This is a genomic window from Luteolibacter luteus, from assembly GCF_012913485.1.
Classification (GTDB): domain Bacteria; phylum Verrucomicrobiota; class Verrucomicrobiia; order Verrucomicrobiales; family Akkermansiaceae; genus Haloferula; species Haloferula lutea.
Map to the genome: position 1 here is coordinate 3,925,059 of NZ_CP051774.1, position 24,229 is coordinate 3,949,287.

The 24,229-nt window shown below is 60.3% G+C and carries 27 protein-coding genes; 17 read left to right on the forward strand and 10 right to left on the reverse strand.

Features of this window, described 5'->3' with window-relative positions:
* Window positions 1-56: 56 nt before the first annotated feature.
* The 3 genes from HHL09_RS16145 to HHL09_RS16155 all read left to right on the forward strand — a co-directional run bounded on the left by HHL09_RS16145 (window position 57) and on the right by HHL09_RS16155 (window position 1,425).
* On the forward strand, window positions 57-551 hold the full coding sequence (locus HHL09_RS16145; protein ID WP_169455654.1) for a Crp/Fnr family transcriptional regulator: 495 nt from the start codon (window positions 57-59) through the stop codon (window positions 549-551).
* Window positions 548-907, forward strand: coding sequence for a DUF3307 domain-containing protein (locus HHL09_RS16150; RefSeq protein ID WP_169455655.1), 360 nt, complete (start codon window positions 548-550; stop codon window positions 905-907). The genes HHL09_RS16145 and HHL09_RS16150 overlap by 4 nt, the downstream gene beginning before the upstream one ends.
* 68 nt (window positions 908-975) lie before the next feature.
* Entirely contained in the window at window positions 976-1,425 is a 450-nt protein-coding gene (locus HHL09_RS16155; RefSeq protein ID WP_169455656.1) for a Crp/Fnr family transcriptional regulator, read from the forward strand.
* Between the two features lie 16 nt (window positions 1,426-1,441).
* Here the strand turns inward: HHL09_RS16155 and HHL09_RS16160 are convergent, their stop codons facing one another.
* Window positions 1,442-2,161 carry a metallophosphoesterase family protein gene (locus HHL09_RS16160; protein WP_169455657.1) on the reverse strand — a complete coding sequence of 240 codons (720 nt, stop codon included), beginning with the start codon at window positions 2,159-2,161 and terminating at the stop codon, window positions 1,442-1,444.
* A gap of 40 nt (window positions 2,162-2,201) precedes the next feature.
* A complete protein-coding gene (locus tag HHL09_RS16165; protein ID WP_169455658.1) occupies window positions 2,202-3,914 on the reverse strand; it encodes a cation:proton antiporter in 1,713 nt (570 codons plus the stop codon).
* 143 nt (window positions 3,915-4,057) lie between these two features.
* Between HHL09_RS16165 and HHL09_RS16170 the strand changes: the two genes are divergently transcribed.
* Entirely contained in the window at window positions 4,058-4,417 is a 360-nt protein-coding gene (locus HHL09_RS16170) for a cyclic nucleotide-binding domain-containing protein (protein ID WP_169455659.1), read from the forward strand.
* Window positions 4,418-4,430: 13 nt separating this feature from the next.
* On the opposite strand, the gene HHL09_RS16175 is transcribed toward HHL09_RS16170, so the two are convergent.
* Window positions 4,431-4,811: a hypothetical protein gene (locus tag HHL09_RS16175; RefSeq protein ID WP_169455660.1), complete on the reverse strand. Its 381-nt coding sequence runs from the start codon at window positions 4,809-4,811 to the stop codon at window positions 4,431-4,433.
* A gap of 121 nt (window positions 4,812-4,932) precedes the next feature.
* Here HHL09_RS16175 and HHL09_RS16180 point away from each other — a divergent pair, with 121 nt between their 5' ends.
* A complete protein-coding gene (locus HHL09_RS16180; protein WP_169455661.1) occupies window positions 4,933-6,507 on the forward strand; it encodes a family 43 glycosylhydrolase in 1,575 nt (524 codons plus the stop codon).
* Between the two features lie 67 nt (window positions 6,508-6,574).
* Here the strand turns inward: HHL09_RS16180 and HHL09_RS16185 are convergent, their stop codons facing one another.
* From HHL09_RS16185 to HHL09_RS16205, 5 genes are all read right to left on the reverse strand, one after another.
* The gene (locus tag HHL09_RS16185) at window positions 6,575-6,805 is read right to left on the reverse strand and encodes a YtxH domain-containing protein (RefSeq protein WP_169455662.1); all 231 of its coding nucleotides are present in this window, start codon (window positions 6,803-6,805) and stop codon (window positions 6,575-6,577) included.
* A 118-nt stretch (window positions 6,806-6,923) separates the two neighbouring features.
* Window positions 6,924-8,195, reverse strand: a complete 1,272-nt coding sequence (locus HHL09_RS16190; protein WP_169455663.1) for a hypothetical protein — start codon at window positions 8,193-8,195, stop codon at window positions 6,924-6,926.
* A 171-nt stretch (window positions 8,196-8,366) separates the two neighbouring features.
* Complete coding sequence (metG, locus tag HHL09_RS16195; RefSeq protein WP_169455664.1) at window positions 8,367-9,926, reverse strand: methionine--tRNA ligase; 1,560 nt, start codon at window positions 9,924-9,926, stop codon at window positions 8,367-8,369.
* Between the two features lie 79 nt (window positions 9,927-10,005).
* The gene (locus HHL09_RS16200) at window positions 10,006-10,347 is read right to left on the reverse strand and encodes a tetratricopeptide repeat protein (RefSeq protein ID WP_169455665.1); all 342 of its coding nucleotides are present in this window, start codon (window positions 10,345-10,347) and stop codon (window positions 10,006-10,008) included.
* A gap of 26 nt (window positions 10,348-10,373) precedes the next feature.
* Complete coding sequence (locus tag HHL09_RS16205; protein WP_169455666.1) at window positions 10,374-12,029, reverse strand: peptidylprolyl isomerase; 1,656 nt, start codon at window positions 12,027-12,029, stop codon at window positions 10,374-10,376.
* A gap of 602 nt (window positions 12,030-12,631) precedes the next feature.
* Between HHL09_RS16205 and rsmA the strand changes: the two genes are divergently transcribed.
* The 11 genes from rsmA to HHL09_RS16260 all read left to right on the forward strand — a co-directional run bounded on the left by rsmA (window position 12,632) and on the right by HHL09_RS16260 (window position 20,791).
* Window positions 12,632-13,963, forward strand: a complete 1,332-nt coding sequence (rsmA, locus tag HHL09_RS16210) for a 16S rRNA (adenine(1518)-N(6)/adenine(1519)-N(6))-dimethyltransferase RsmA (RefSeq protein WP_205760859.1) — start codon at window positions 12,632-12,634, stop codon at window positions 13,961-13,963.
* A 238-nt stretch (window positions 13,964-14,201) separates the two neighbouring features.
* A complete protein-coding gene (locus tag HHL09_RS16215) occupies window positions 14,202-14,567 on the forward strand; it encodes a type II secretion system protein (protein ID WP_169455667.1) in 366 nt (121 codons plus the stop codon).
* 122 nt (window positions 14,568-14,689) lie between these two features.
* Window positions 14,690-15,865, forward strand: a complete 1,176-nt coding sequence (locus tag HHL09_RS16220) for a hypothetical protein (RefSeq protein ID WP_169455668.1) — start codon at window positions 14,690-14,692, stop codon at window positions 15,863-15,865.
* 5 nt (window positions 15,866-15,870) lie between these two features.
* Window positions 15,871-16,569: a MotA/TolQ/ExbB proton channel family protein gene (locus tag HHL09_RS16225; protein WP_169455669.1), complete on the forward strand. Its 699-nt coding sequence runs from the start codon at window positions 15,871-15,873 to the stop codon at window positions 16,567-16,569.
* A complete protein-coding gene (locus HHL09_RS16230; protein ID WP_169455670.1) occupies window positions 16,566-17,006 on the forward strand; it encodes an ExbD/TolR family protein in 441 nt (146 codons plus the stop codon). The genes HHL09_RS16225 and HHL09_RS16230 overlap by 4 nt, the downstream gene beginning before the upstream one ends.
* Window positions 17,003-17,551, forward strand: a complete 549-nt coding sequence (gene def / locus HHL09_RS16235; protein ID WP_169455671.1) for a peptide deformylase — start codon at window positions 17,003-17,005, stop codon at window positions 17,549-17,551. The genes HHL09_RS16230 and def overlap by 4 nt, the downstream gene beginning before the upstream one ends.
* A 77-nt stretch (window positions 17,552-17,628) precedes the next feature.
* Window positions 17,629-18,150, forward strand: coding sequence for a hypothetical protein (locus tag HHL09_RS16240; protein WP_169455672.1), 522 nt, complete (start codon window positions 17,629-17,631; stop codon window positions 18,148-18,150).
* A 57-nt stretch (window positions 18,151-18,207) separates the two neighbouring features.
* Complete coding sequence (locus HHL09_RS16245) at window positions 18,208-18,714, forward strand: hypothetical protein (protein ID WP_169455673.1); 507 nt, start codon at window positions 18,208-18,210, stop codon at window positions 18,712-18,714.
* A 100-nt stretch (window positions 18,715-18,814) separates the two neighbouring features.
* Window positions 18,815-19,150 carry a DUF1330 domain-containing protein gene (locus tag HHL09_RS16250; protein ID WP_169455674.1) on the forward strand — a complete coding sequence of 112 codons (336 nt, stop codon included), beginning with the start codon at window positions 18,815-18,817 and terminating at the stop codon, window positions 19,148-19,150.
* A gap of 200 nt (window positions 19,151-19,350) precedes the next feature.
* A complete protein-coding gene (locus tag HHL09_RS16255) occupies window positions 19,351-20,184 on the forward strand; it encodes a hypothetical protein (RefSeq protein WP_169455675.1) in 834 nt (277 codons plus the stop codon).
* A 25-nt stretch (window positions 20,185-20,209) separates the two neighbouring features.
* Window positions 20,210-20,791, forward strand: coding sequence for a hypothetical protein (locus HHL09_RS16260; protein WP_169455676.1), 582 nt, complete (start codon window positions 20,210-20,212; stop codon window positions 20,789-20,791).
* 449 nt (window positions 20,792-21,240) lie between these two features.
* Here the strand turns inward: HHL09_RS16260 and pgsA are convergent, their stop codons facing one another.
* Window positions 21,241-21,837 (reverse strand): CDP-diacylglycerol--glycerol-3-phosphate 3-phosphatidyltransferase, encoded by a 597-nt coding sequence (pgsA, locus tag HHL09_RS16265; RefSeq protein WP_205760860.1) that lies wholly within the window; start codon window positions 21,835-21,837, stop codon window positions 21,241-21,243.
* A gap of 100 nt (window positions 21,838-21,937) precedes the next feature.
* Here pgsA and gnd point away from each other — a divergent pair, with 100 nt between their 5' ends.
* Entirely contained in the window at window positions 21,938-23,356 is a 1,419-nt protein-coding gene (gene gnd, locus HHL09_RS16270) for a decarboxylating NADP(+)-dependent phosphogluconate dehydrogenase (protein ID WP_169455678.1), read from the forward strand.
* Between the two features lie 98 nt (window positions 23,357-23,454).
* Here the strand turns inward: gnd and HHL09_RS16275 are convergent, their stop codons facing one another.
* A complete protein-coding gene (locus tag HHL09_RS16275) occupies window positions 23,455-24,147 on the reverse strand; it encodes a PEP-CTERM sorting domain-containing protein (protein ID WP_169455679.1) in 693 nt (230 codons plus the stop codon).
* Window positions 24,148-24,229 lie beyond the last annotated feature (82 nt).

The window sequence follows — 24,229 nt, forward strand, 5'->3', positions numbered from 1 at the left end:
TGTGATTTCCTGCTAGCCCTTCGCACATCGGCCAGTCATTCTGTAGTCGAATCGCCATGAGTTCTTCTTCCCCTCTCCCCGAACTACCTGCGATCGGCTTCCTGGCTGACGTCGATGCCTCCCACCGGGAATTCCTAGCCTCCTTCGGTTCCTTTGTCCGCCCGCAGAATGGCGAGGCATTGATCGAGGAAGGTAGTGCCCAGGAGAACCTTTACCTGATCATCTCCGGCATGCTGCATGTCATCTCGGCAGCGGGAGGCCGGAACCTGTTGGTGGCCACTCTCGGAGCGGGGGATTCTTTGGGGGAAGTGAATATCTTTGATCCGGCGACTGCCAGTGCCTCCGTGGTAGCGCGAAGCGAGTGTCTGATCTGGAGCATCTCCGCTTCCGAGCTTGAGGGTTTCTTCGAAAGTGACCCGGTGGCGGGTGTGGCTTTCATGCGCGGCCTGCTTCGGCTCGTCGGCCACCGCATCCGGGCCATGAATGCGAAGCTCGCCGATTCCGAGGCTGAGAAGTCGGCTCTGCAAAGCTTCTGGAAACCCCACGCGTGAGCTTCATTCTCCAGCAGCAAGGTCCCTTCGGCTTGTTTTTTGCCTTCGCCATCGCTCACTCGCTGGCCGACTTCCCCCTGCAGGGCGATTATCTGGCGCGGGTCAAGCAACGTCGGAATGCGTCCACCATGTTCGAATGGGTGGCTGCCCTCACGGCGCACTCGCTCATCCACGCGGGTGCGGTCTGGATCGTATCGGGAAGCATGATGTTCGGATTCATTGAACTGGTGCTTCACTGGTTGGTCGACTTGGGCAAGGGCGAGGGTAAATACGGCTATGCCACCGACCAGACGCTGCATCTCTCCTGCAAGGCGGTTTATGTGGTGTTGATGGCCCTGGGGATTACGCTTTCTTGAGAAGATTTGAGCTTCTCGGGACCAAGTGGTCCCGGGTCTGCTTGCAAATGGATGGAGGTGCATCGGACATGAATCCCTTTCTCCAAACCGTTGCGGAGTACCCGGGCCGCGAGTTTGTCGCGGGAGATTTCATTCTTCGACAGGGTGACGCCTGCACGGAACTGCATGTCCTGCTTGAGGGAGACGTGGAAGTGATACGGGATGATGTACGCGTGGCGAAGATCTCTGAATCCGGATCGGTCTTTGGGGAGATGTCGCTGCTTCTCGGCGGCCCTTGCACGGCGAGTGTGCGGGCCCTCGGTCCGGTACGGGTCGCTTCGATCCTCCGTCCAAGGGAGTTCCTCGCCTCCTCGGCAGATGCCAGCTTGCACATCGCCGAGTTGCTGGCTCACCGGATCGATGCGCTTAACCGTTATCTCGTCGATGTGAAGCACCAGTATGAGGGGCACGATCACCTCGGCATGGTGGATGCGGTGCTGGATGCCTTGATGCACCGGCCCCGCAAGAAAAAGGCGTGAAAGCCGGTGACGGAGCTTAACATGTGAGAGGCCGTTGCTCCACTCCGTCCGAGGAGATCCAGCTTACTTCCTGTTTCTCCCAATCGAAGCGGAGGGCGGTAGGGGACGGGCCGATCTGGCGGCCGGGATTAAAGGCCCATGTTTCTCCAAGGCGGTCGATCCACGCCCCCTTCGAATAGAACGGTGCATTGTGGATATGGCCGGATAGGACCATGTGGGGCGAGAATCGCTTGATCCAGGCGGTCAGGGTTTCATCGCCTGCAAAGCTTTTGCCCGTCCAGCTTAGAGGTCCTTCCGGTGCGGCGTGGTATACCCAAATCCAAGGGGTACCTGGCGGTGGAACAGCTGCGATGAGTTGTTTCTCCACTTCAGCACGGGAGACCGGTCCATCCCACCAGGGGCAAATCGTGATGCGCATCCCTCCCATATCGATGGATTCGCCATCGATGTGCAGGCGCTCCGTCTGGACGTCTCCCAGCCAACGCGCCCTCGACTCTCCGCTCGCATCGCGGTGATCGCCATCATGATTGCCAGAGCTCACGATCACGCGTGTAAGTTCCCGCAGGCGACGCAGGTATTTTTCGATCACGACGATCTGGATATCGATCTCAAGTGATCCGGCAAGATCGAGAAGGTCACCGCCGATGATGAGGGCGTCGCATTCTGCGGCATTGGCGGCGAGCCAATCAAACTGCTTCAAGGTGTAGTGCAGGTCGGCGACAAAGAGCAGCTTCATCGGTGGGGGCAAGATAGCTTGGAGGAGTTTGGTGCGAGATTCAAGGAATCACCTCGCGATGTTGGCTCAATCGTGTCAGCTGCTCCGCCCGCTTCTCGCCGGCGAGTTTGTTGTCGATGGCGCCCAATACTTCGAGGAGGTCGCCTGCTTCGAGCAGGCGCGGGGTGATGACGTAGCTTGCGCCTTCGGCATAAAGGGCCTCGGCATCAGCCAGCTTCTCGGCGTGAACGATGATTTCGGCCTCCGGGTTCAAGGCGCGCAGCTGCGCGAGCATCCTGCGATTGCTGGCACCGCGCAGGATCCCATCCGGCAGGGTGCAGATGATGACTTGTGCGCGATCGATCCCGGTGTGCTCCAAAACCTCGGGACGACTGACATCGCCATACACCACCGAGACGCCGCGTTCGCGCAGCTTGGCTGCGGTTTCGGGATTGAAATCCACGACCCTGAGCTGTGAGAGCAGCGCTGGATGACCGCGGGTGATTTCCTCGAGCAGGGAACTCGCGGTCCATGAGAAGCCGAGCAGGAAGATCCGTGCTGTCTCTTCCCGCTCGTCCACCTCATGAGTCGCTGCAGGAAGATCCGGGAAGCCGACCTTCCGGAGCAGCGGCGAGATGCGGCGCAGGATTGTTTCGCTTCCGGTGATGGCATAGGTCGAGAGCACTGCGAGGAATGCGAAGGAGAAGGCCGTGATGCTTATTGTCTTGTCCGAGACATCTCCCGAGGCCTTGCCGATTGCGAGAAGCACCAGTGAAAGCTCGCTCAGCTGGCTCAGATTGAGGGCTGGCAATAAGCTCATGCGTTGTCCCAGCCCGGAGCGGAAGAGGGTGGGGAAGACCGTGATGAGGCGAGTCATGATCAGCACGGAACTGAAGACCAGCATCCACAAGATATACTCCCAGGTCGGCAGTGGAATGATCATCCCGAGAGAGACGAAGAAGAGGGTGACGAAAAAATCCCGGATGCTCGTGATCCTTGCAACCACATCGAGTGTGTAGGGGAAGGTTGAAACCATCACGCCTGCCAGCAGCGCTCCCATTTCACGAGAGAGTCCGAGGTAGCCGGCGAGCCCGGCCATCGCGAAACACCAGGCAAGTGCTCCGACGAGTACCAGCTCCGGGCGGCGTGCGACCATTTTGAAGATCGGAGGCAAGAGGAAGCGCCCCGAAAAATAAGCGGCACCCACCAGTTGCAGGACGCGGATGACCGCCATCGCCAAGGGGGCGATCGCGGGATCTTTCAGGTTCGGTTGGATGGCGAGGAAAAGGATCACTCCCACATCCTGAAGCACGAGAATTCCCATCGTGATTCGTCCCGCCAAAGTTTCCAGCTCACGTTTGTCGTGCAGCAGTTTTACGATGATCACCGTGCTGCTCATCGCGACTGCCACCGCGAGATAGATTGCTTCCAAGCTGCTTGCAGCAGGGCCGACGTAGCGGAAGATCATCCAGCCTAGCGCGACACTGCCGCATATTTGAACCAGCGCGGTGATCATGATCGCCCTGCCGGAGCCGAGCATCTTCTTCAGGTCCATCTCCAGCCCGATCATGAACAAGAGCAGCACCAGCCCGATCTCGGACATGGTCCGGATAGAGTCGGGAGAGGTGATGAACTTGAAACCGTTCGGTCCGATGGCAAAGCCGGCCACCAGATAGGCGATCAACAGCGGCTGCCGTATAAGCTGGCAGAGGACGCCGACCACCCATGCCGCAATAATGCACCAGGCGATGTCCGTGACGATGGCATGATCCACGGCCTCGCACCCTACGAGGTGCTACCACGGGCGTCGATGCAGGAGTCATGACGATGTGTCGGATCTGTCACTTTGGGTCCTTCGCTTGCCAAGTAACCCATCTGCTTGATAAAGAGAGAGTCAATCCAGTCTCTCGATCCCCCATGAAACTTCCCAATATCTTTACCGATTCGTCCAAGATCCGGTCCTTTGAGGCTGGTGAAACGATCTTCAAAGCCGGCGATCCGGGAACTGAGATGTTCATCGTTCATGAGGGCGAAGTGGACATCACGATCCATGGGAAGGTCGTGGAGACCGTGAACGAGGACCATTTCTTCGGAGAGCTTGCCCTGATCGATGAAGCTCCTCGCTCTGCCGATGCGGTGGCCCGCACCGCTTGCAAGCTGGTGCCTCTCAATCAACGTGAGTTTACCTTCCTCGTGGATGAGATTCCTTTCTTCGCCCTCCGGGTGATGAAGGTTTTGGCCGATCGGCTTCGCAAGGCCGACAAGGTGAACTTCTGAGTCCATCCCCGGTTCAACGGAGATAGGGCCATCCCGATTGAAGGAACCACAAGGCGATCCCGGACAAGCTCAGGATCACCCGTAACGGTCCTTTCCCCCAATAGGCTGCGATGAAGGCTCCTCCCAAGGCCGGGAGGGAACCAAAGAACCCTACGATCAGGAGTATCGGGATGTCTTCGAGGGAGACTGTCGTTGTTTTTGCGATGGCATGGCCGCTCCCTGAAGGAGCGGCCGCCTTGTCCATGGCTTCGACGTTTAGCAGCAGGATGAAAAGTTGAAGCAGGAAGAGCCCGGCTGAGATCCAGATCCAGCCGTAGTCTTGCCTGGCGCCTTGGTGAGGAAGGGGCGGAGGAAGTGCCCCGGCTCCCGGTCCAAGGTTTCGGGTTTGATCCATGGTCTCCAAGCTAGCCATGTTTCATGCTGGGGGTCGAGCAGGGATCTTCACCGTCGGCTTGGGAGATGGCCCTGACTTTCAGGTTGTCGTTCATCTTGTGGGTCCCTATCCCGGTGCCCTCATGTTTCGCACCCTGATCTTCTCAGCCAGCCTGATTTCCGCCTCGGTCGCGCAGAACTTTGTCAATCCGATCGCGGAGGGTGCGGATCCATGTGTGATCCGTCATGATGACAAGTATATCTGGTGCCAATCCGCCGGTAACCGTGGCGTAGCCTTGTGGGTTTCGGATCGTCTGACCTCGCTCGGCACCCCGCATGTGGTGTGGCAGGCACCGGAGAATGGCCCTTACTCGAAGGAAGTCTGGGCACCGGAGCTCCAGTTTATCGACGGCAAGTTCTACATCTACGTGGCTGCGTCTGACGGGAAGAATGCGAACCACTTGGCCTATGCTCTGGAATCCGAAGGCTCCGACCCGCTGGGGCCCTACAAGCTTCACGGCCCCTTTGCCACCGGTGAAGGCAGCGATGGCAAATCGCCGAACATCTGGGCCATCGACATGATGGTCTTCAAGAATGACGGCAAGCTCTACGCCGTCTGGTCTGGCTGGGACAAGCCGGGCAGCGATAACCAATACCTTTACATCGCGCCGATGAAGTCCCCGGTCGAGCTTTCCGGGCCACGCGTTCTTCTTTCGAAGAACGATACCTATCTCTGGGAACGCACCGAGGAACGCGAAGGCTCGCGCGGTCTGGCGGAGGGTCCGCAAATCTTGCAGCATGAAGGCCGGACCTTCCTCATTTATTCCACGGCCGCCTCCTGGCTTCCGACCTACAAGCTTGGCCTGATGGAGTTGACTGGCGAGGATCCACTCGATCCTACCTCGTGGAAGAAGCATGATCAGCCTGTTTTCCGCGGCACGGAAAAGACCTTCGGCGTTGGTCATGGAGGCTTCGTGCAGAGCCCAGATGGCAAGGAGTGGTGGAATGTCTATCACGCCAAGCGCGATCGCGGAGGCAACTGGCTGCGCTCAATTTTCGTCCAGCCCTTCACCTTTAGGGACGGTGTCCCTGACTTCGGTCAACCGGTGGATCCCGGTACGTCTTTGCCGCTTCCTTCCGGTGAGAAGATCCTTTCGTCTTCGCTTCCGCTCGCGGTTTCTTTCCGAAACTCGAGGGATCTCGACGCATTCTCTTACTATGGGCACCAGCAGTTCCTCGCGATCACGGACAAGGGCGTCGAACTCGGCACCGCTCCCGCAGAGCCTGTGAACGCTTACCGGGCTGGCGAGAAGCTGGTGTTGGATGGAGGGGAGTTCACGGACTTCAGTGTCGATACCGAGATCAGCTTCCTGAAAGGGGATCGCGATGCGGGGCTCCTGTTTCGCGTTACTGATCCGTCAGTCGGCTTCGATGCCCAGCGCGGCTACTTCGCGGGAATTATTCCCGGCAACAAGACCGTGGTGCTCGGCAAGACCGACGGAAAGAACTGGAAGGAGATTTCCCGTGCACCACTGACCAGCGATGTGAGCAGTGGCGTGAAGCTCGCGGTGACCGCGAAAGGCAAAGAGATCACCGTGTCCCTGGACGGGAAAAAGGTCCTTAGCGCGGAGGACGATACCTACGCGAAAGGTTCCGTCGGGCTGCGTGTGGTTGATACCCACGCGCGCTTTGAGAATCTGAACATCACCGGGAACTAGGAAGTTCGCCCGATGATGGGCCGCGCCGGAAACGTTCGGGTTTCCGGTCGCGGTTTGGGAGGCGGTACTAGCGGGTCGCGTCCTTCACGTCTTCTTTGATTTCCTTGCCTGCGTCCTTGATCTCGTCGCCGACATCCTTGGCGGCATCCTTCACGTCTTCCGTAGCATCTTTGATTCCTTCGTTCGGGCGGCGATCGAGCGCGTCGTCGATCTTCTCCTTCACTTCCGGGGTTTCGTGGCGTTCGCAGGCCGGGATCAAGGCGAGCGCTGCAGCGGCAAAGAGGTAGTTCAGTTTCATGGTCTTCAGGGAGCCGGGGGTTGTTAGAGCGGCTTTCCCAGCGGTCGCACCGATCCGCCGTTCGTCAACCAAGAGAATCAGCGAAAGAGCCGTGCATTTTTGCGGCTGTGGCAGGGCTTCAGATCTTCTCGCGAGACTTCACGATCTTCCAAACCGGCGAGTCCAAAAGGTAAGGTGGTGAATTGTCGCCGCGGGGCGCGGCAGGAAAGATGTAGTCGGTACGGAAAAGCGGCACCACCGGGGCACCGGTCCGCGACTTGGGGTACTCCGCGCCGATTTCTTCGATAAGAAGCGCCGCGGCAAAGAGGCTTCCTTGGCCTTCGGCAATCAGAATATCGATCGGATACTCGTGCCCTTCTTCGACTTCGAAGGCAGGGCCTGCGGCCATGCCACCCAGATTCCGATTCCAGTCGACCGTACTGGGGTAGGTGTAGAGCGCACGTTTCGGAATCTGATAGAGCGCTTGGTTTTCTGGGGCCGCCAGCATCACCGGCGCGCCTGGGCTCAAGGTGCCCGTGGGTTCAAGGTAGCCGTGGTCGAAAACATTCATCTTGTTGAAGCGCACCGCCAGCACGTCGTCTCCGGCACCGACGAAGCGGAACCTGCCCGATTTCGGCGCGATCACGGTACCGCGATAGACGAGCATCCAGTAAGGGTGGGGATCGACCGCTTGCCGGAAGGCCCGCGGTGCCACGGTTGCCGGGAGGACGGGGAGATAAAGATAGGGAAGGTAGAGGCGGGTGTCCGCCTTCAGGTAGTCTGAGAGAAGTTCTTCATTCCACCCTTGATTCACGAACCGGACGGCAAGCCGGTGATAGTCCTCGTAGCGGGTATTCTTGATGCTCCCGTCGCTACTACGGTTGAGGTTGTAGAAGGTTCCCGTCAGGGCGCTTTGATTCGGGTCGATCATCCCGAAGGGATTCCGTGCTCCGCTGCCGAAGCCCTTGCCTACTCCGGTACCGCTGCCGAAGCCTTTGCCACGGCCGTCTCCAAGGCCACCGCCGACCCCCTCGCCGCCCAAACCGCCGCTGCGAGTGATGGCATCGAGTTGCAAGGGTGACTTCAAGGGCGAGGCCTCGAAGGGTTCGGAAGACGGTATCAGGCTATCCACGTCCTTCGCCGTGATCCGCGCCATGCGCTGGGTGGCGAAATTCATGTGCTGCGTCCGCATGTTCCGCTCCAGCAGCGCGGGATCGCCGCCGCCGCCTCCGGTGGGCATGAAGTCGACTTTCTTCTGAAGCTGCTTTTCCGGAATCGTGCGGAAGACCCAGAAGAAGGCGGCGATCAGCAGGACGACATGGAATGCCAGCGATGCCGAAAGGGATGATCCACCGAGCTTCCGCCATGTGGCCCGGAAGCTTCCCTGATCGCGATTGGGAGGATGATTCATCAGCGGAGGACGGATGAAACGCGCTCTCACATAGATGAATCGGGGCAGGAGTTAACAGTGAAAAAGCAGTGAAGATCTTTTTTTGGCTCTTTTGGGGAATTTCGAGCCGAAAAAAGGGAAGGCGATGATGAGTCGCCTTCCCTTTCCTTCAGTTTGAATTGATCGCCCGGTTCAGGCTTCCTCCACCACGATCTTCGGGAAGACGGGCTTCGGCTTGCCGGTTTCGTGGCCTTCCGGAACGAGGCCCCACTTGAGGTCGTCGAATTTAAGCTGGAGCAATTCGTCCATCCGGAGCTGCGAGGCAATGCGCGAAGCGGGTTCGGGCAGCACCGGGGAGATGAGCACGGCGCAGTGAGCGAGGCTCTCCACGAGGTGGTAGAGCACCGAATCGAGGCGGGATTTGTTGGCCGGGTCCTTGGCCAGTTCCCAAGGCTTGTTCCGCTCGGCGTAGGCATTGCAGACCGTGACGTGACGGTTGATCGCCTTCAGTGCTTCGGCGACGTCGAAGCCGTCCATCGCGGCGCGATAGTCCTCAATCACCGTAAGCAGTGAGGCACGGAGGCTCAGGTCGTCGTCGTTGGTCTCCGCGCCGGTGACCACCTTGCCGCCGCCAAAGCGTGCGGTCATGTTGAGGGCACGGTTGCAGAGGTTGCCGAGTTCGTTCGCCATCTCCTGGTTGTAGAGCATCACTAGGCGATCGAGATCAAAGTCCGCGTCCTTGCCAGTGGTGATATCCCGCACGAGATAGTAGCGGAGCGCGTCGACGCCGAATTTGTCGGCGAGTTCGTCGGGATCGACGACATTGCCGAGAGACTTCGACATCTTCTCGCCCTTCATGTTCCACCAGCCGTGGACCAGGATTTTCGGCATCTCCTCATCAGCGAAGCCCATGGCGTGAAGCATGCAGGGCCAGTAGATGCCGTGGGCGGGGACGAGGATGTCCTTGCCGATGACGTGGGCGGCGCAGGGCCAGAGCTTTTCGAAAGAGGGGAGATCGCTGCCTTCCTTCGCTTTGTAGCCGGCGAAGGAGATGTAGTTGATCAAGGCGTCGAACCACACATAGGTCACGAAGTCGGTATCGAAGGGAAACTCGATGCCCCAGCGCAGGCGCTCCTTCGGGCGGGAAATGCAGAGATCGAGCTCGCCCGAGTTGGCCAGCGCGCCGACCAGTTCGTTGCGGCGGAAGCCTGGAATCACGAAGTCCGGATTCTTCTCCACGTAGTTCTTCAGCCACTCCGCGTGGGCACTGAGGCGGAAGTACCAGTTTTCCTCCTCGATCTCCACGACCTCGCCCCACTCGGATCCGAACTCGCCGGCCTCATTGCGATCGCGATCGGTCAGGAACTGCTCCTGGCGCACCGAGTAGAAGCCCTTGTAGGCCTTCTTGTAGAGTTCGCCGCGGTCCTTCAGGTCGGTGAGGATCGCCTGGACACAAGCCTTGTGGCGGTCGTCGGTGGTGGCGGCCCAGCCATCGTACTGGAGGCCGAGTTTTTTCCAGAGGTTGAGGAAGAGCTTGGTCTTCTTCGCCGCGAAGGTGGCGGGATTGATCCCTTCCTTTTCAGCCGTCTGCTGGACTTTCTGGCCGTGCTGGTCCACGCCGGTCAGGAAATAGACCTCCTCGCCCTTCAGCCGCTGGTAACGGGCGATCACGTCGGCGAGCACCTTCTCGTAGGCGTGGCCGATGTGTGGCGCGCCGTTGGTGTAGTCGATGGCGGTGGTGATGAAAAACATGGATGGAGAATGACTAATGCAGGATTTCCGAATGACGAACGAAGTCAGGCAAGAACCGCGTCCGGGCGGGTAATTTCTATCAGGTGTCCCGGACCACCTTGCCACCCAAGGAGAGAATCCGGGCATTGCCCTTGGCGAACTCCGCCTCGGCGATCTGGCCGTCCCGGACATACATCTGGGACAAGCCGGTCCAAGCGAGCAGGTCGTTCGGTCTGAGGGTGGTGGCTTGCAGGCCGCAGCCGATGGCCTCCTTGATCTGGCCGAGCTTCAGCAGGCACATGCCCAAGGCATGCCAGCCATCGAAAAAGTCGGGGTCAAGGGCGACGCACTTCCGGTAAAGGGCGGCTGCCTCCTCCAGTTCCCCGAGGGCGAGGCAGCCGTTGGCGTCGTCGAAAAAATCGTCCCGTTCGGAGTCCGGCATCGGATCGCGGGCCTCCGCAGAGGCGATTACTTGGTGAGCATTTCCACCTTGGCGGATTCGAGCCTGGCCTTCAGCCAAGAGTCGAAAGCGGCGTTTTGGAGGCTACGTCCCGACATGGTCACGGCCTGATTGACGCGCTCGGCGCGGGCCGGGTCCTTCACGATCTCGCGCTTCTCGACGAAGACGAAGAGGGCGGTTTCCGGCTTCTTGTCATCAGGAAGGAACTTTGGATCGGCTAGGGAGCCGGGTGCCACGGTGGAAGCGGCTTGGAAGAGAGTGGCGACGTCGGCTTCGCCTTCGAGCTTATCGGTGGCCTTGAAAGGGCCGTGGGCCTTAGGCTCGAGGCCCACTTCCTTGGCAACGTCAGCGAAGCTCTTGCCGGCACCGAGTGCCTCGCGGATCTTGGCGGCCTTTTCTCCGGCGTCTTTCTTCAGGGCTTCGCCAGCATGTTCGGCGATGTAATCCTTGGTGAAGTCTTCCTTGGCTTCCTCGAAGGTCTTGGTGCGTGCTTCTTCCTCCTCGTCGAGGCGGGCGATCAGCCAAGCGCCGTCGTTAAGCGGCAGGGCTTCCGAGCAGCGGGCGAGCAAGTCCTTGCTCATGTCGAGTTGGAAGAGGAAGTCAGCGGCGGCGCGGGCGGCACCGGTGGTGGAGCGGAGATTGACGGAAAGAGCCGGGGGCACGGCGGAACGCGGGAAGAACTCGGTGGTGACCAGTTCCCAGTTGTTGTCCTTCGCCAGCTTATCGAAGTCCTTGCCTTCGCTGTTCTGGAGATCGGCGAGGAAGGCATCCACGGCGTCGGCGAGTTCGTTGTCCACCGTGCGCTTTTGCTCGGCGAGGGCGGCATCTTCAGCTGCCTTTTTGTCGGCGGCTTCCTTCTCGGCCTTCTTCTTGTCCTCTTCCGTCAGCGCGTCGGGAAGCTTCGGCTCCTCCTTCTTCGCTTCCGGGTAGGTCGGCTTGGCGATGAAGTAGGTCACCTTGATCTTCCGTTCGGTCTGATAGGCATCCTTCTTGGTTTCCCAAGCGGTCTTGAGCTCGTCGTCGGTCGGCTTGAGATTTTCCTGGAAGGAGGAAAGAGCGATGCGGGCGAGCTGGATGGTCACCTGCTGGTCACGACTGGCCACGGATTCCAGTGCAGACTGACGGTCGCTGCTAAGGCCGCCGCCGATCACCGAAGCCAGCTTCTCGGTCGCGATGCTATCGCGTACCAACTCGAAGAGATCCTTTTCGGTCATGCCGTAGTGTCCGATGCCTTCGGTGGCGATCGTGTTGTATTTGGCCTGATCGAAGGTGCCATCCTGGCCCTGAAAGACCGGCATAGCCTTCAGGGCCGCGGTGACTTCAGCGTCGCCGGGGTGGATGCCGAATTCCTCGCAGCCTTGTTCCACCAGCAGGCGGTTCACGAAGAGCTGCTTAGCCGCTTCTTCTTGGTTAGGGTTGCCGAGGGCACCCATGGTGACCAGATACGGATAGAGTCCCAAGCCGCCGCCGAGCTGGAGGGAAGCTTCACCCTTCTTCCGGAATTCGCTCACGCTGTAGGCATTTCCGTCGACCGAGATGTAGGCGGGGTCATTCGTGCCGCGGCCCCCGAAGGTTCCATGATCGCCGAAGAAGGCCAAACCGACGAAAAGCAGCGCGATCACGAAGATGATCATGCCGGTGTACTTGCGAAGATGTTCGATCATGGACGCTAGGGAGTTGCCCCTTGGGGCGCGGAAGTAAAGGGAGCCGACCTCATGGCATCAACCCTTATTCGCGGCCTGAAAGCCAATGGAGGTGGGGACTTTCTCCGGGATATCGGAGGGCGTGCGGAGTCCGGAGTAGCCGGACGGGGCAATCGCCTTTCCCCGCGGCCCATTTTCAGGGGACGTCCAGCCTCGGTCCGTCCGCCTGTTATCGCCTGATAAAACAGGAAAATTAACAGGCGCTCCGAGGGGCAAGGGCGGGAGCCAAGAAGCCGGTAAGAAAAGGAACTGCACGACCGGGATTTACCACAGTGCGAGCTTTCGGGAACCTTGTCCAATGGTCCCCTCCGGGCAAAAAAGAGCCGCCGGGGAGCACCCACTCCCCGACGGCCAAGTTCGTCAACCCACACCGTTCTCGTCAGACGATGGCGGCACAAGCTGACAACTGCTGTTCACCCTTACATGAAAACTGCACTTGCGCGCGGTTTTCAGTGTTTCAGACAGGTGCGTATGGGGTGCGTTCAAATGTTTCTGTGTTTTTTTCGTCGCCCCGATGGAAAGCGGTCTTGCCGGGGAGGGAAGGGGGGCGTTTGGCTCGCGGGGTGACAGGACACGAGATCCGCGACGCCCTCCTCGCCGCCGGGGTGATGCCCAGCCGCCAACTGGGGCAGAATTTCCTCTGCGACCCGAACATGGCGCGCTGGATTACCGACCAACTCGATGCCGGGCCGGACGACGCCATCGTCGAAGTGGGTCCCGGCACCGGCGCTTTGACTGAACATTTGGTCGGGAAAGTCCGGAAAATCGTGCTGGTGGAGTTCGATTCCCGGCTGGCTGCCTGGCTCAAGCAGCGCTTCGCCGAGGAGCCTTCGGTGGAGGTCCACCATGCCGATGGCGCGAAATTCGATGTCCGCCAGATCTACAAGCACCGGCCGGTGAAGTTCCTCGGGAACCTTCCCTATTCTTCCGGCGGGGCGATCCTCCGGAATTTCCTGTCCCGCCCGAATCCGTTCGAGCGTGCCGTGGTGATGCTTCAGAAAGAAGTGATCGAGCGACTGGCGGCGGTCCCGCGGACGAAGGACTACGGGGTGCTGACCCTCCGGGTGCAGAGCGAGTGGCAGGTCAAACCGCTGCGCACCGTGCCGCCTGAGGCCTTCCACCCCAGACCCCAGATCGACTCCTCGGTGGCGCTGCTGCTGCCGCGCGGAAAGGAGCTTCCGGCGTTTGATGCCCGTCGGTTCGACGAATTGATCCGGCGGGGCTTCGCCCAGCGCCGCAAGCAGATGGGCAAGCAGATGCCGGAGAGTCCGCCTTGGGAAAAGGTGGCCGCGGAGATCGGGGCTTCCCTGACCACCCGTGCCGAGGAATTGACGTTGGGCCAATGGATCGAACTCGCCCGTCACTATGATGATCATCCGCTGCGCGATGTGGCACAGCGTGGCGATGAGATTTTCGACGTGGTGAACGAGGCGGACGAGGTCACCGGCCAAGCCACCCGCCGCGATGTGCATGCGCAAAGCCTCCTGCACCGGGCGGTCCACGTTTTCGTGGTGAACCGTCATGGCGAGCTGCTGCTCCAGAAGCGTTCCCGCTTCAAGGATGTCCACCCCTCGGTCTGGGATTCCAGCGTGGCCGGGCATCTCGATTCCGGAGAAGGCTACGAGTCCGCGGCGGTTCGGGAACTGGAAGAGGAGATGGGCATCACCGGCGTATCGGTACAGGAGATCGGGCGGATCTCGCCTTGTGAAGCGACCGGGTGGGAACACGTGGTGCTCTATCTCACCCGCTGGGACGGATCGCCCCGCTTTCCTTGCTCGGAAGTGGAGGCTGCCCTCTGGATGAGGCCGGATGAGTTGGGGGCTTGGATTGCTGCCCGGCCGGAGGATTTTGCCGCGGGATTCCTAGAGTGCTGGAAACTCGCGCGGGGGATTTGAAGGCAGGGAGAGGCAAGATGGAGATAGATATTTAACATTCCTTAAACATGTTGAATATCAGGTTGTAATGGAGAATTAGCTTGTAAGAGTTCCGGAAAAGTTCTATTTCCACGACGACTCCCCGCAAGCACTCCCCAGAAACACCCATCTGTGCTGTCCCATGAACCTTGCGTGCCCTACACGTTCCCGGGCGGAGCTTTGCTCACGTCACCCTCGTTTCCGCGGGTTGTTTCCGGCGATGACGTTGCTGGAGATGACCCTCGTGATCATGATCATGCTTAGCCTGATCGGCATTCTCGTGCTTGGAGCCAACACGTGGAAGAAGGGCTCGGATCGCGCCTTGTGCATCATGAACTTGCAAGCAGTTCAGAAGGGGGTGCGGAGTTTCTCGAATCTCAACGGCTATGAGCCGGGCAATGTGGTGGCGGGCTTGGAGAGCAAGATCATCGGGGCGGGTTGCTTCGTGGAGTCGATGCCGGTTTGCCCCGCGGAGGGAACCTACACTTCCAGCGGCGATCTGATTCCTGCGCCGGGAGCGCTCTATTTCAGTTGTTCGCTGGCCGACGAGGGCGAGCATCAGCCGATGGACCTTGAGGATTGGTGAAATCCGGGGATTTCCCGGATTGCAGGGTTGCACGATCCGGGTGAAGCTCGCGCCCGGATTCGATGACGGCTGCAGGTCATAACTCCCGAGAACAGGCCCGTCTTTGGCTGGCGGCCTTTCTTGTGTCTGCCGCGCTGAATGTGCTGATCATCCTGGCCTTTGCCCTCGATGCCTTGGCCAACATCGAGCTTCTTTCCCGCCAGCGTAGCGAGGAGCAAGCCCGCGTGCCGAAGCCCCGGGAGACGGTGGCGATGATCGTTCCGGAGATCGTCGCGGCACCGGTTCCTCAGGCGGCGGCACCTGTGGCCGCCCCGGAACCGAAGCCGCCGGCCGAGCAGCCAAGTTTCGCCCGCACCACGCTGGACCAAGAGGCTGAGCGTCCTGAAAATCCCGCCTTCATCGGTGAGCGGAATACCCGTGCCACCAGTGATCTGCCGCCGGAAGCGACTGCCGAGGCGAACATGCCGAGCCAAGACGGCAAGGAGGCAGAAGAGGACGGGAGATACGAAACCACCGTGAGCCAGTACCAAGATGGGAATCTGGCCCACGACAACATTGCGCGTCCGCCCTCGCCCGAGGATCCGCTCGACATGGCCGTGGGCCCCGACTCGCCGGAACCGATGCGGACGGAGGCGGCCAAGGCCCAGCCCCCAGCCCCTCCGCCGGTCCCGCCTAAGAAAGATATCGTGGAAGGGCCTTTTCCGGTGGAGCGGGAGGTGAAGGCCGATGCCCCTCAGGAAACGGCGAAGGCGATCGATCCCGAGCAGCCACCTCGCGAGGAGCCGGATCCTGTGAAGGAGGCCGACAAGGATCTGCCGAAGGATGCCGAGGAAAAGCGGACCATGGCGGACAAGGATCGTCCCGGCCAAGACCGGCCGCCGACCCGCCCGCAAACCACGAAGGTTCCGGAGGAGCCCGGATTCCGCGGCTACCAATACAAGCACCGCATCCACGGGTCCATCAGCAGCCAGGGAAGATCCGCGCTGGATGTGGAAGATAGCGCGCTGGGGAGGTATCACGCCTTGCTGAGCCGGGCGGTGGAGCAGGAGTGGCAGCGGAATTGCAATCGCAACCGCGACTACATTACCCCGGGCCAAATCCTCGTGCGCTTCGTGCTCGAGTCGAACGGCAAGGTACGCTCGGTCAATTTCGTCGAGTCCTTCGGGGTTGGAAACATCCAGAAGGGCTTCACCTCGGAGAGCATCCGCTCCGCCTCCATTCCTCCCTTTCCTGCCGATCTGAAGAAGGAGCTCGGGAACGAGCCTCTCGAAGTCACCTATAGTTTCTCTTTCCACTGAGACCCATGCCAGACCCGTCTTCCGTCCCGCTCCTTGCCATCAATTTCCAAGCGATCCGCGATTTCTTCCACGACGGTGGCATCTTCATGTATGCGCTGGCGCTCACGTCCTTCGTGGCGCTGGCGGCCATTGTTTTCAAGGTGCTGTCCCTGCGCCGGGAGGCGGTGATTCCCGCCCAGCTCGAGCGCGATCTGGACCAGCTGGGGCAGCGCGCCGCCAATGGCCAGGCGGAAGGCCTGATCTCCCGCTTCGGGGAAGGTAGCACGCTGGCCCGTCTGTGCGGCGTGGCCGTGGAGCACCGCGGCAAATCCCGGGCCGATATCACCGAGGCGGTGCAGGCTTCAGCGAAGGACGAGATCGTCCAGCTCAACTCCGGGATGACGATTCTGGACACGGTGATCACCGTGGCTCCGCTCTTCGGCCTGCTGGGCACGGCGAGCGGTCTGGTGGTGATTTTCCAAGGGCTCGGTGAGACGACCGATCATGATATCGTGGCGCGAGGAATCGCCCGCGCCTTGGACAATACGATCGTCGGCCTCGCCATCGCAGTGCCGGCTGTGGTGGCTCACGGGTGGTTTAGCCGGAGGATCGAGGTCCTGACCTCCCGCCTCGAAATGCTCTTGGCGAAGGTGGCCCGCACCCTGGAAGGAGCTCCGGTTCCCGCCTCCCAGCCGAATCTTCCCCGAGTGCCTGAGAAGCCATGAAATTCGACCGTCCCGTCCGCCGCTCCCGAGGGATCATGGTCATGCCGATGATCGACATCCTCTTCGTGGTGCTGATCTTTTTCATCGTCACCTCTACCAAGAAGCAAAAGCGCGATATCCTGCGGATCGAGCTTCCCACCGTGAAGGAAATCCCCACGGAGGGGGTCGTCGCTTCCAGTTCGAAGCTCTCGGTGGACAAATCCGGCAACGTTTCGCTCGATTCGGTGCTGGTGGCGGACATGGCCCTGCTCGATGCGTATCTGAAGGCCTATGTGAAGGAGAACCCGGGCCGGAAGCTGGAGCTGGAGGCGGACAAGGAGCTGCCTCTGGAGAAGCTACTTACGGTATGGGACGCATTGACCCGCGCGGGTATCCCCATTAGGGACGTGCCCGCCCGCATCCGCCTGCCGCAGGAAGCGGGCAGTATTTCCCGATGATCCTCGAAATCGTTCAATACGGTAATCCCGTCCTCCGCGAGCGCTGCAAACGCGTCGAACAGGTGGATGAGTCCATCCGCATTCTTGCCGCCGACATGCTGGAGACGATGTACGATGCCAATGGCGTCGGGCTCGCCGCGCCGCAGGTAGGCGTGGCCATCCGTCTGGCAGTGGTGGATGTGGCCCATGATCCCGAGTGCATCTCTTTCCTGAAGGTGAATGGCGAGGATGCGCCGCTGGCCTCGATCATGCCGCTGACCTTCATCAATCCCGAGCTGGAGTTCACTGGTCCGAAGGAGCGCGACACGGAAGGTTGCCTGAGCATCCATGATGTCCGGGCGGAAGTCAGCCGACCGAGCTCGCTCAAGGCGACCCTGCCGCAACTCGACGGCTCGGTGCTGGTGATCGAGACCGATGGACTTCTGGCCCGTGCGATCCAGCACGAGACGGATCATCTGAACGGCGTGCTTTTCACCGACCGGGTTTCTCCCGCCACGAAGATCAGCCTGCGCCGCAAGCTCCGGAGGCTGGTGGAAGAAGGGTGACGAATCCGTCCCTGCTGGCGATATGGAGTTGCTGGCAGGGCCTTTATGAGGCGTTATGGGGATACCTTAAACTCCCGATGAAACGTCTCTTCCTGACCCTCCTCGCTGCTCTCATCCCTGCATTCGCATTTGCGGATGAGGCTTCCGCCACCATGAAGCAGGAGGCCGAGAAATGTGCGAAGGCCCTTTTGGTCCCCGACTACGATGCCTTCATCGTCTTCTCCCACAAGCGGATCGTCGACGGGATGGGGGGCAAGGAGAAGATGACCGCCACCCTCAAGCAGGGCATGGAGCAAATGAAGGCTCAGGGTGTCGCCATTGAAAAGGTGACCGTTGGCGAGCCTGGCAAGGTGGAGAAGATCGATGGTTGGATGGTGGGGTTGATCCCTCAGACCTTGCTGATGAAGGTTCCCGGCGGAACGCTGGAGCAGGAATCCCATCTGCTGGGTATTTCCGAAGATGAGGGCAAAAAGTGGGTGTTTGTGGATGCCGCCGGGATCCCGAAGGCCCAACTGGAGCAGATTTTTCCGGAGATCGCGGGGAAGATTGAGGTCCCCGCGCGCAAGAAGCCGGTGATGAAGAAGGACGAGGGTTCCTAACGCCGTCTTCAGAGCGGCCTTCTTGACCTTTCAGGCGATTTTTCGGAGGGCTTGGGCATGTCCAATGATGACTTCATTGCCGACCCGCAGCTCCAACAGGTGGCGGAACAAGCCGCGGAAGGATGCGTGGCGTTCCTGAAGCAGAAATTCGAGAAGTCGCTCGATTACTCGGACAAGTCGGTGGAAGACATCGAGGCGGTGCTCACCTTGCTCCATGCGAGCATGGCGACGGAGAAGCCGAGCCAGGATGACATCGAGGAGTTTGCGATGATTTTCGGCAGCTACCTCGGAGAGACGTATCGCCGCAATCATGGTGGCCAATGGGGACTCGCGAGCGGAATGCCTGCGCTGGCAATAGGCTCCGGCTACACCGGCTATCCGTGGAGCAGGGTCTTCAAGCGCCTGACGAACGGGGAGGAGGACGAGGTGTGCGGATGGTACGACCATATGATCCAGTACGGCGCTTCGGGAGATACGGTGCCAAGGGTGGTGCCAGCTCCGCAAGCGGCAGCTCCGCCGCCTCCCTCCAAGAAGAAGAACCCCTTTGATTTCTTCGGGGGCTGAAAGTGGAGATGCCGCTCGATGGGGTTCGAAGAATCGCTTGGAATACTGCCAAGGGATCCCACCGCCAGCCGTCTTCTTCCAAACTGTCACTTCTCAAACGATGCCTGCCTACGCTGCTGCACACCTTCGCTCCGTCCAGATGGGCGAGGAGATCATCGATTATCTCCGCCGCATTGATGAGACGCTCCCTCCATTCAAGGGACGCTTCCTGAGTCATGGCAAGACGCCGGAGGTCATCGAAGGGGAGTGGCCGGGACATCTGGTGCTGATCGAGTTTCCGGACATGGAAATGGCCCGCGGTTGGTATCATTCGCCTGCCTATCAAGCGATCTTGCCGTTGCGGACGAAGAACTCCGAGGGCAGCGCCATTCTTCTGGAAGGAGTTGGCCCGGAATACCGCGCTGCGGATTTCCTGAAATCGATCGGTTTGGCCTGACCCTGTTTTCCGATCCGGGCGATGGTGTGTCCCGGAGTTCCGCGGGATTCGATTGAGATTCAGGGGGATCGTGAGGCCGGATTTCGGCGGGAATGCCTTCGTTCCCAGCGCTACACGCGATTTGGGGGCTCGACTTTCCGCATTCGTGAAGTTAATCACGTGTCGGATTTTCCCAACCCCTCTAACAAAAGTTTGACTCCATGAACAGCAGCCGCGGCATTTTCGAACCCCAGGAAGGCTTTGCACCTGCCCCTCCCGCCAAAAGTCCCTTCGCCGTGGCCGATGAAGGAGCTGCGTCCAGCCCCTTTGCGGTGGTTTCCGAGCCGGAGTCTCCTTTCGCCTCCCTGCGCGAAGACAATCCGCCCCGTCTTGCTGCGGATCCGAACCGCCCGGTGAAGCTTCCCGAGCGTCGTCCGGCGGCCGGTGAAATGCCTTCGTCCGAGGCTCGTTCTCCTTTCGCTCCGGAAGCGGGTGGGGCTTCCCCATTCGAGGCACCGGCAGCAGCCACCTCTCCCTTTGCTGCGGCGTCCTCGCCTTCCGCTCCGGCGTCCTCGCCCTTTGCCTTTGCCCAATCCGAGCCACCGCCGATTCCCCAAGCCGTCCCGGCGGTAGTGCCTGCTGCTGCGGCACACGCTCCGGCACCAGCGCCGACGCCGGTGGTCGCACCGATTTCTGCCGAACCGGAGTCCTACGAGTCGGATTCCCGCTCGATCCGCCAGCTTGAGCTGCGCGCGATCTTCGGCGTGGATCGCGAACTGAGTGCTGACGAGATCCTCCAGCGTGCGCGTGCCCTTCCCGGCATCCGCCACGTGGCCCGGGTGGCCGCGCAGGACAGCGGCACGATCGATGCGCTGAAGCGTGTTGTCGCCGGACTTGGCTTCGGTGCCGGACAGGTGAAGCTTTACTGTGGCTCGGTGCCGATCGAGTTCATCCGCGAGAGCAACGTGCTCTTGGCGGTCCAGAATGACGGCACCTTCGCTCCCGGTGTCCGTGAGACGCTGATGATCGTGGCCCGCGAACTGGGCAGGCTCTGATTTCCACGCTTGCGCCGCACTCCGCATGACGGTGGAGCAAGATGGACGTCAGGTATCGGTAAAGGTCGCCCTGACCGGGGCGGCCGATACCGGGAAGCTGGCCATCCTGCGGGCGATTGCCGCCCGCCGTGGATCGGCCACCGTGCGCGAGCATCCCGTGGGCTCGATCCGGGTGCAGCGAGTGGAGTGGACGGAGCCGCACACCTTGCCGGACGGGCGCTTTTTGAATGTCGCCGTTCACTCCCTAAGCGGGGACGTGGAGTACAATGCCGCGGAGGAGTTGCTACTGCGCTCCGTGGCCGGAATCATCTTCGTGGTGGATGTGGATCCGGCGAAGTTCCAAGCGACGTGGGATAGTCTCTTGAGGCTTTCGGATAACACGAAGCGGAACGGCTACGATCTGCATTCGGTGGGATTGGCGATTCAGTACCATCGTGCGGACTTGCATCCGGATGTGGATCCGCAGCGGCTGGATCAACGGCTTGGAGTGCCCCCGGGGATCGTGCCGCGCTTCGTTTCGTCGAGCCGCACGCCGGATGCGGAAGGGCTCGCGTTTGATTCGGTGCTTGAGCAGATCAAGCAGAGGCTGGGGAAGAAGGAAGAGTGAGATCCTTTTTTGGGGATTCGGAAATGAGAGAGGATTGCTTGGAAGGCTTGGAGTTCGATTGGTTTGCTGCGGATTCTGGCGGAAAGCTGGCAGTGTTCTCAACTGGAGGATATGGGCCTGTCCCCGCGGAGGCCTTTGAGAGTGTCGAGTTGCAGGACTCGATCTCTCTCTTGATCAAGGAGGCCATGGGGTATTTTCCCGATGCGGATTTTCTGATCTCCTCCAAGGCTTGTCCGTTTTACCTATTCGATTGGAGGTCCCAAGAGAGGTGTGCTACGTCTTGGCGCGAGCGCCTGAGAGTGGGGACGCAATTGGGATCGATGCGATTCCTAGGCACTTGCTCCATGCGGTGACTCGGGTGGATCTTCATTTCCGAGAGAGTCAGAAGATTCATCCCGCGGATCTGCCCATCGATATTACACGCACAGGGGCGTAGGATCGGCCTTTATTCACCGTCCCACCAGCAGCTTCCTACTACTCCAAACGTAGTTGGCGCCTGAGATGAGGGTAAGTGCCACGGCGGCCCAGAGGGAGATTTGCATCAGCCAGCTTCCAGGAGTCGCGAGGGTTTTGAGGAGGCCTCCGAGTGCTCCGGGATTGGCCATGGAAGCGAAGGTCAGCCAGACGAGACCGGTGATGCAGAAGGTGAGCTGGAAGGTGGTCTTCCATTTGCCCAGGTTGTCCGCGGCGAGGACTTGTCCCGCTTCCACTGCGATCTGTCGCAATCCTGTCACAAGGAACTCGCGGGCGATGATCACACAGGTAACCCAGACGGGTGCGTGGTAGCCAGTCACAGGCTGGGCGGAAAAATACACGAAGGCCGCGCACACGAGGATCTTGTCCGCGAGGGGATCGAGCAGTTTTCCAAGTGGAGTGACGAGCCCGAGCTTCCGGGCGAGATAGCCGTCCAGCCAGTCGGTTGCCGCTGCTACTGAGAAAGTAACGAGTGCGATAGCGAAGCCGGTGGTGGTCGGAAAACCCACCGCAATGACGAAAATCGCCGTCAGGATCAGGCGGGAGACGGTAATCGCATTGGGGAGATTCACGGCGCGAATGTGGGGAATGCATGGCATCATGGCAACAAGGGGTTGCACCGATGGCGTGACTTCCTTACACCCCCGCCGTTTCCCGAACCGTTTCAAGATCATGAGTAACAGCGATTTCGGCCTCATCGGCCTGGCCGTCATGGGCCAGAACCTCGTCCTCAACGTGGAATCCCGCGGATTCCAGGTGTCCGTTTACAACCGCACCACCTCTGTCACCGAGGAGTTCGTGTCTGCTCATCCCGACAAGAAGCTGGTCGGTGCAAAGAGCCTCGAGGAGTTTGTCCAATCCCTTGCCGCTCCACGCAAGGTCATGATCATGGTGAAGGCCGGTGGTCCGGTGGATGCCGTGATCGAGCAACTCATCCCGCTTCTCGACAAGGGCGACATCATCATCGACGGCGGCAACTCGCTCTACACGGACACCGAGCGCCGCGACAAGTGGCTCGGCGATCTTGGCTTCCGCTTCATCGGTGCCGGCGTGTCCGGTGGTGAAGAAGGCGCGCGCAAGGGTCCTTCGATCATGCCGGGCGGCCCTGCTTCCACCTGGGATGTGATGAAGCCGATCTTTGAAAGCATCGCCGCCAAGGTGGACGGTGAGCCCTGTGTGACGCACATCGGCCCGGGCGGTGCCGGTCACTATGTGAAGATGATTCACAATGGCATCGAGTACGGCGACATGCAGTTGATCTGCGAAGCCTACAATATCTTCAAGGCCGCTGGCTTCGATGCCGAGGAACTCGCCGAAGTCTTCACCGAGTGGAATGAAGGTGACCTCGAGAGCTACCTCATCCAGATCACCTCGAAGATCTTCGCCCAGCAGGATCCGGAAACCGGCAAGGCACTCGTGGACTACATCCTCGACACTGCCGGCCAGAAGGGCACCGGCAAGTGGACGATCATGAACGCGGTGGAAAACGCCGTGGTGATCTCCACCATCAATGCCGCGGTGGAGGCCCGCATCCTTTCCTCGATGAAGGACAAGCGCGTCGAAGCCAGCAAGGTTCTGGAAGGGCCGAAGCCGAAGATCGACGAAAAGAAGAAGAAGCTGGTGAAGAAGGTGCACGACGCGCTCTTCGCTTCGAAGATCATCTCCTACGCGCAGGGCCTCGACCTGATCGCAACCATGGGCAAGGAGAAGAACTGGGGTCTCGACCTCGGCAAGATCGCCGCCATCTGGCGTGGCGGTTGCATCATCCGCGCGCGTTTCCTGAACGACATCACGGATGCCTACCGCAAGAATCCGGAGCTGAGCAACCTGATGCTGGCCCCATACTTCACGGATCTGCTCAACGAGTTCCAGGAAAACTGGCGTGAAGTGGTGTCGATCGCGACGCTTGCCGGTATCCCGGTGCCCGCTTTCTCGGCATCGCTTGGTTACTACGATAGTTATCGTAGCGCCGTGCTGCCAGCGAACCTGCTGCAGGCCCAGCGCGACTTCTTCGGTGCCCACACCTACGAACGCACCGACAAGCCGCGCGGCGAGTTCTTCCACACCGAGTGGCCGGAAGTCATCGGCTAAGCGGTGGTCCGCACGGTCCGCCGTGCGGTTCTACGAATCAACAAAACGGCCGGGAGCAATCCCGGCCGTTTTTGTTTTTGGAAGGGTTGCCGCCGATCTCAGTGGCGGCGCCTGCGCAAGAGGCAACTCATCATTCCCAATCCGGCCAAGCCCAGGGATGCGGGCTCGGGGATCAGGCGCACTTGCATCAGGTTGATCTGGGCGCTTCCACCGCCTGGCACGCCCTCCACGAGGGACGAAGGGTCGATGGTGATCGTCTGGTTGCCGGAAGCATCGGCGACAAAGGTTCCGATGATGTAGCTGCCCACTCCCGTGCCATCCGCAGGGTAGTAGACATTCGGGGAGACATCGCCGTCCCCGCTCAGGTTCGCCCAGCGCGTCTGCCCGATGTTGCGGGGATCGGAGATCCAGATCTGGACGAGGTAGGACTGCCCTGCGGTCATGCCGCCCCAGGAAACGGAGCGGCTTTCGTCGCTATACACGTAGCGACCGTACGAAAGCAGGGTGTTGTAGTTCGAGTCGGCCGTGTTCTGACCGCCGAAGTAGCCGCCGCCATCGTCGAGAGTATTGTTCAGGCCGGGCAGGTCGGAAAAGCCCTGGAAGCTCACGCCATTCACCGGGAAATTCGGGGCATCGGCATGGTTCGGTGCCCATGAGCCGACATAGGTGCCCTGTGTCGAGACATCGGATGCGCCGGTGATCGCAGAGGGTGTTTGCCAGGTGATGGTTGCGGCAGGCAAGAGAGGGGCGAGCAGGCCGCTCGCGGCGGCCGCCAGGAGGATTTTTTTCATGGGGAGCGGGTTTGGGGCGTGATGCCTGCATGGCACCAGCCTCCCGATCATCCCCGGATCCGGCAGCGACAGTCAGTCGCAT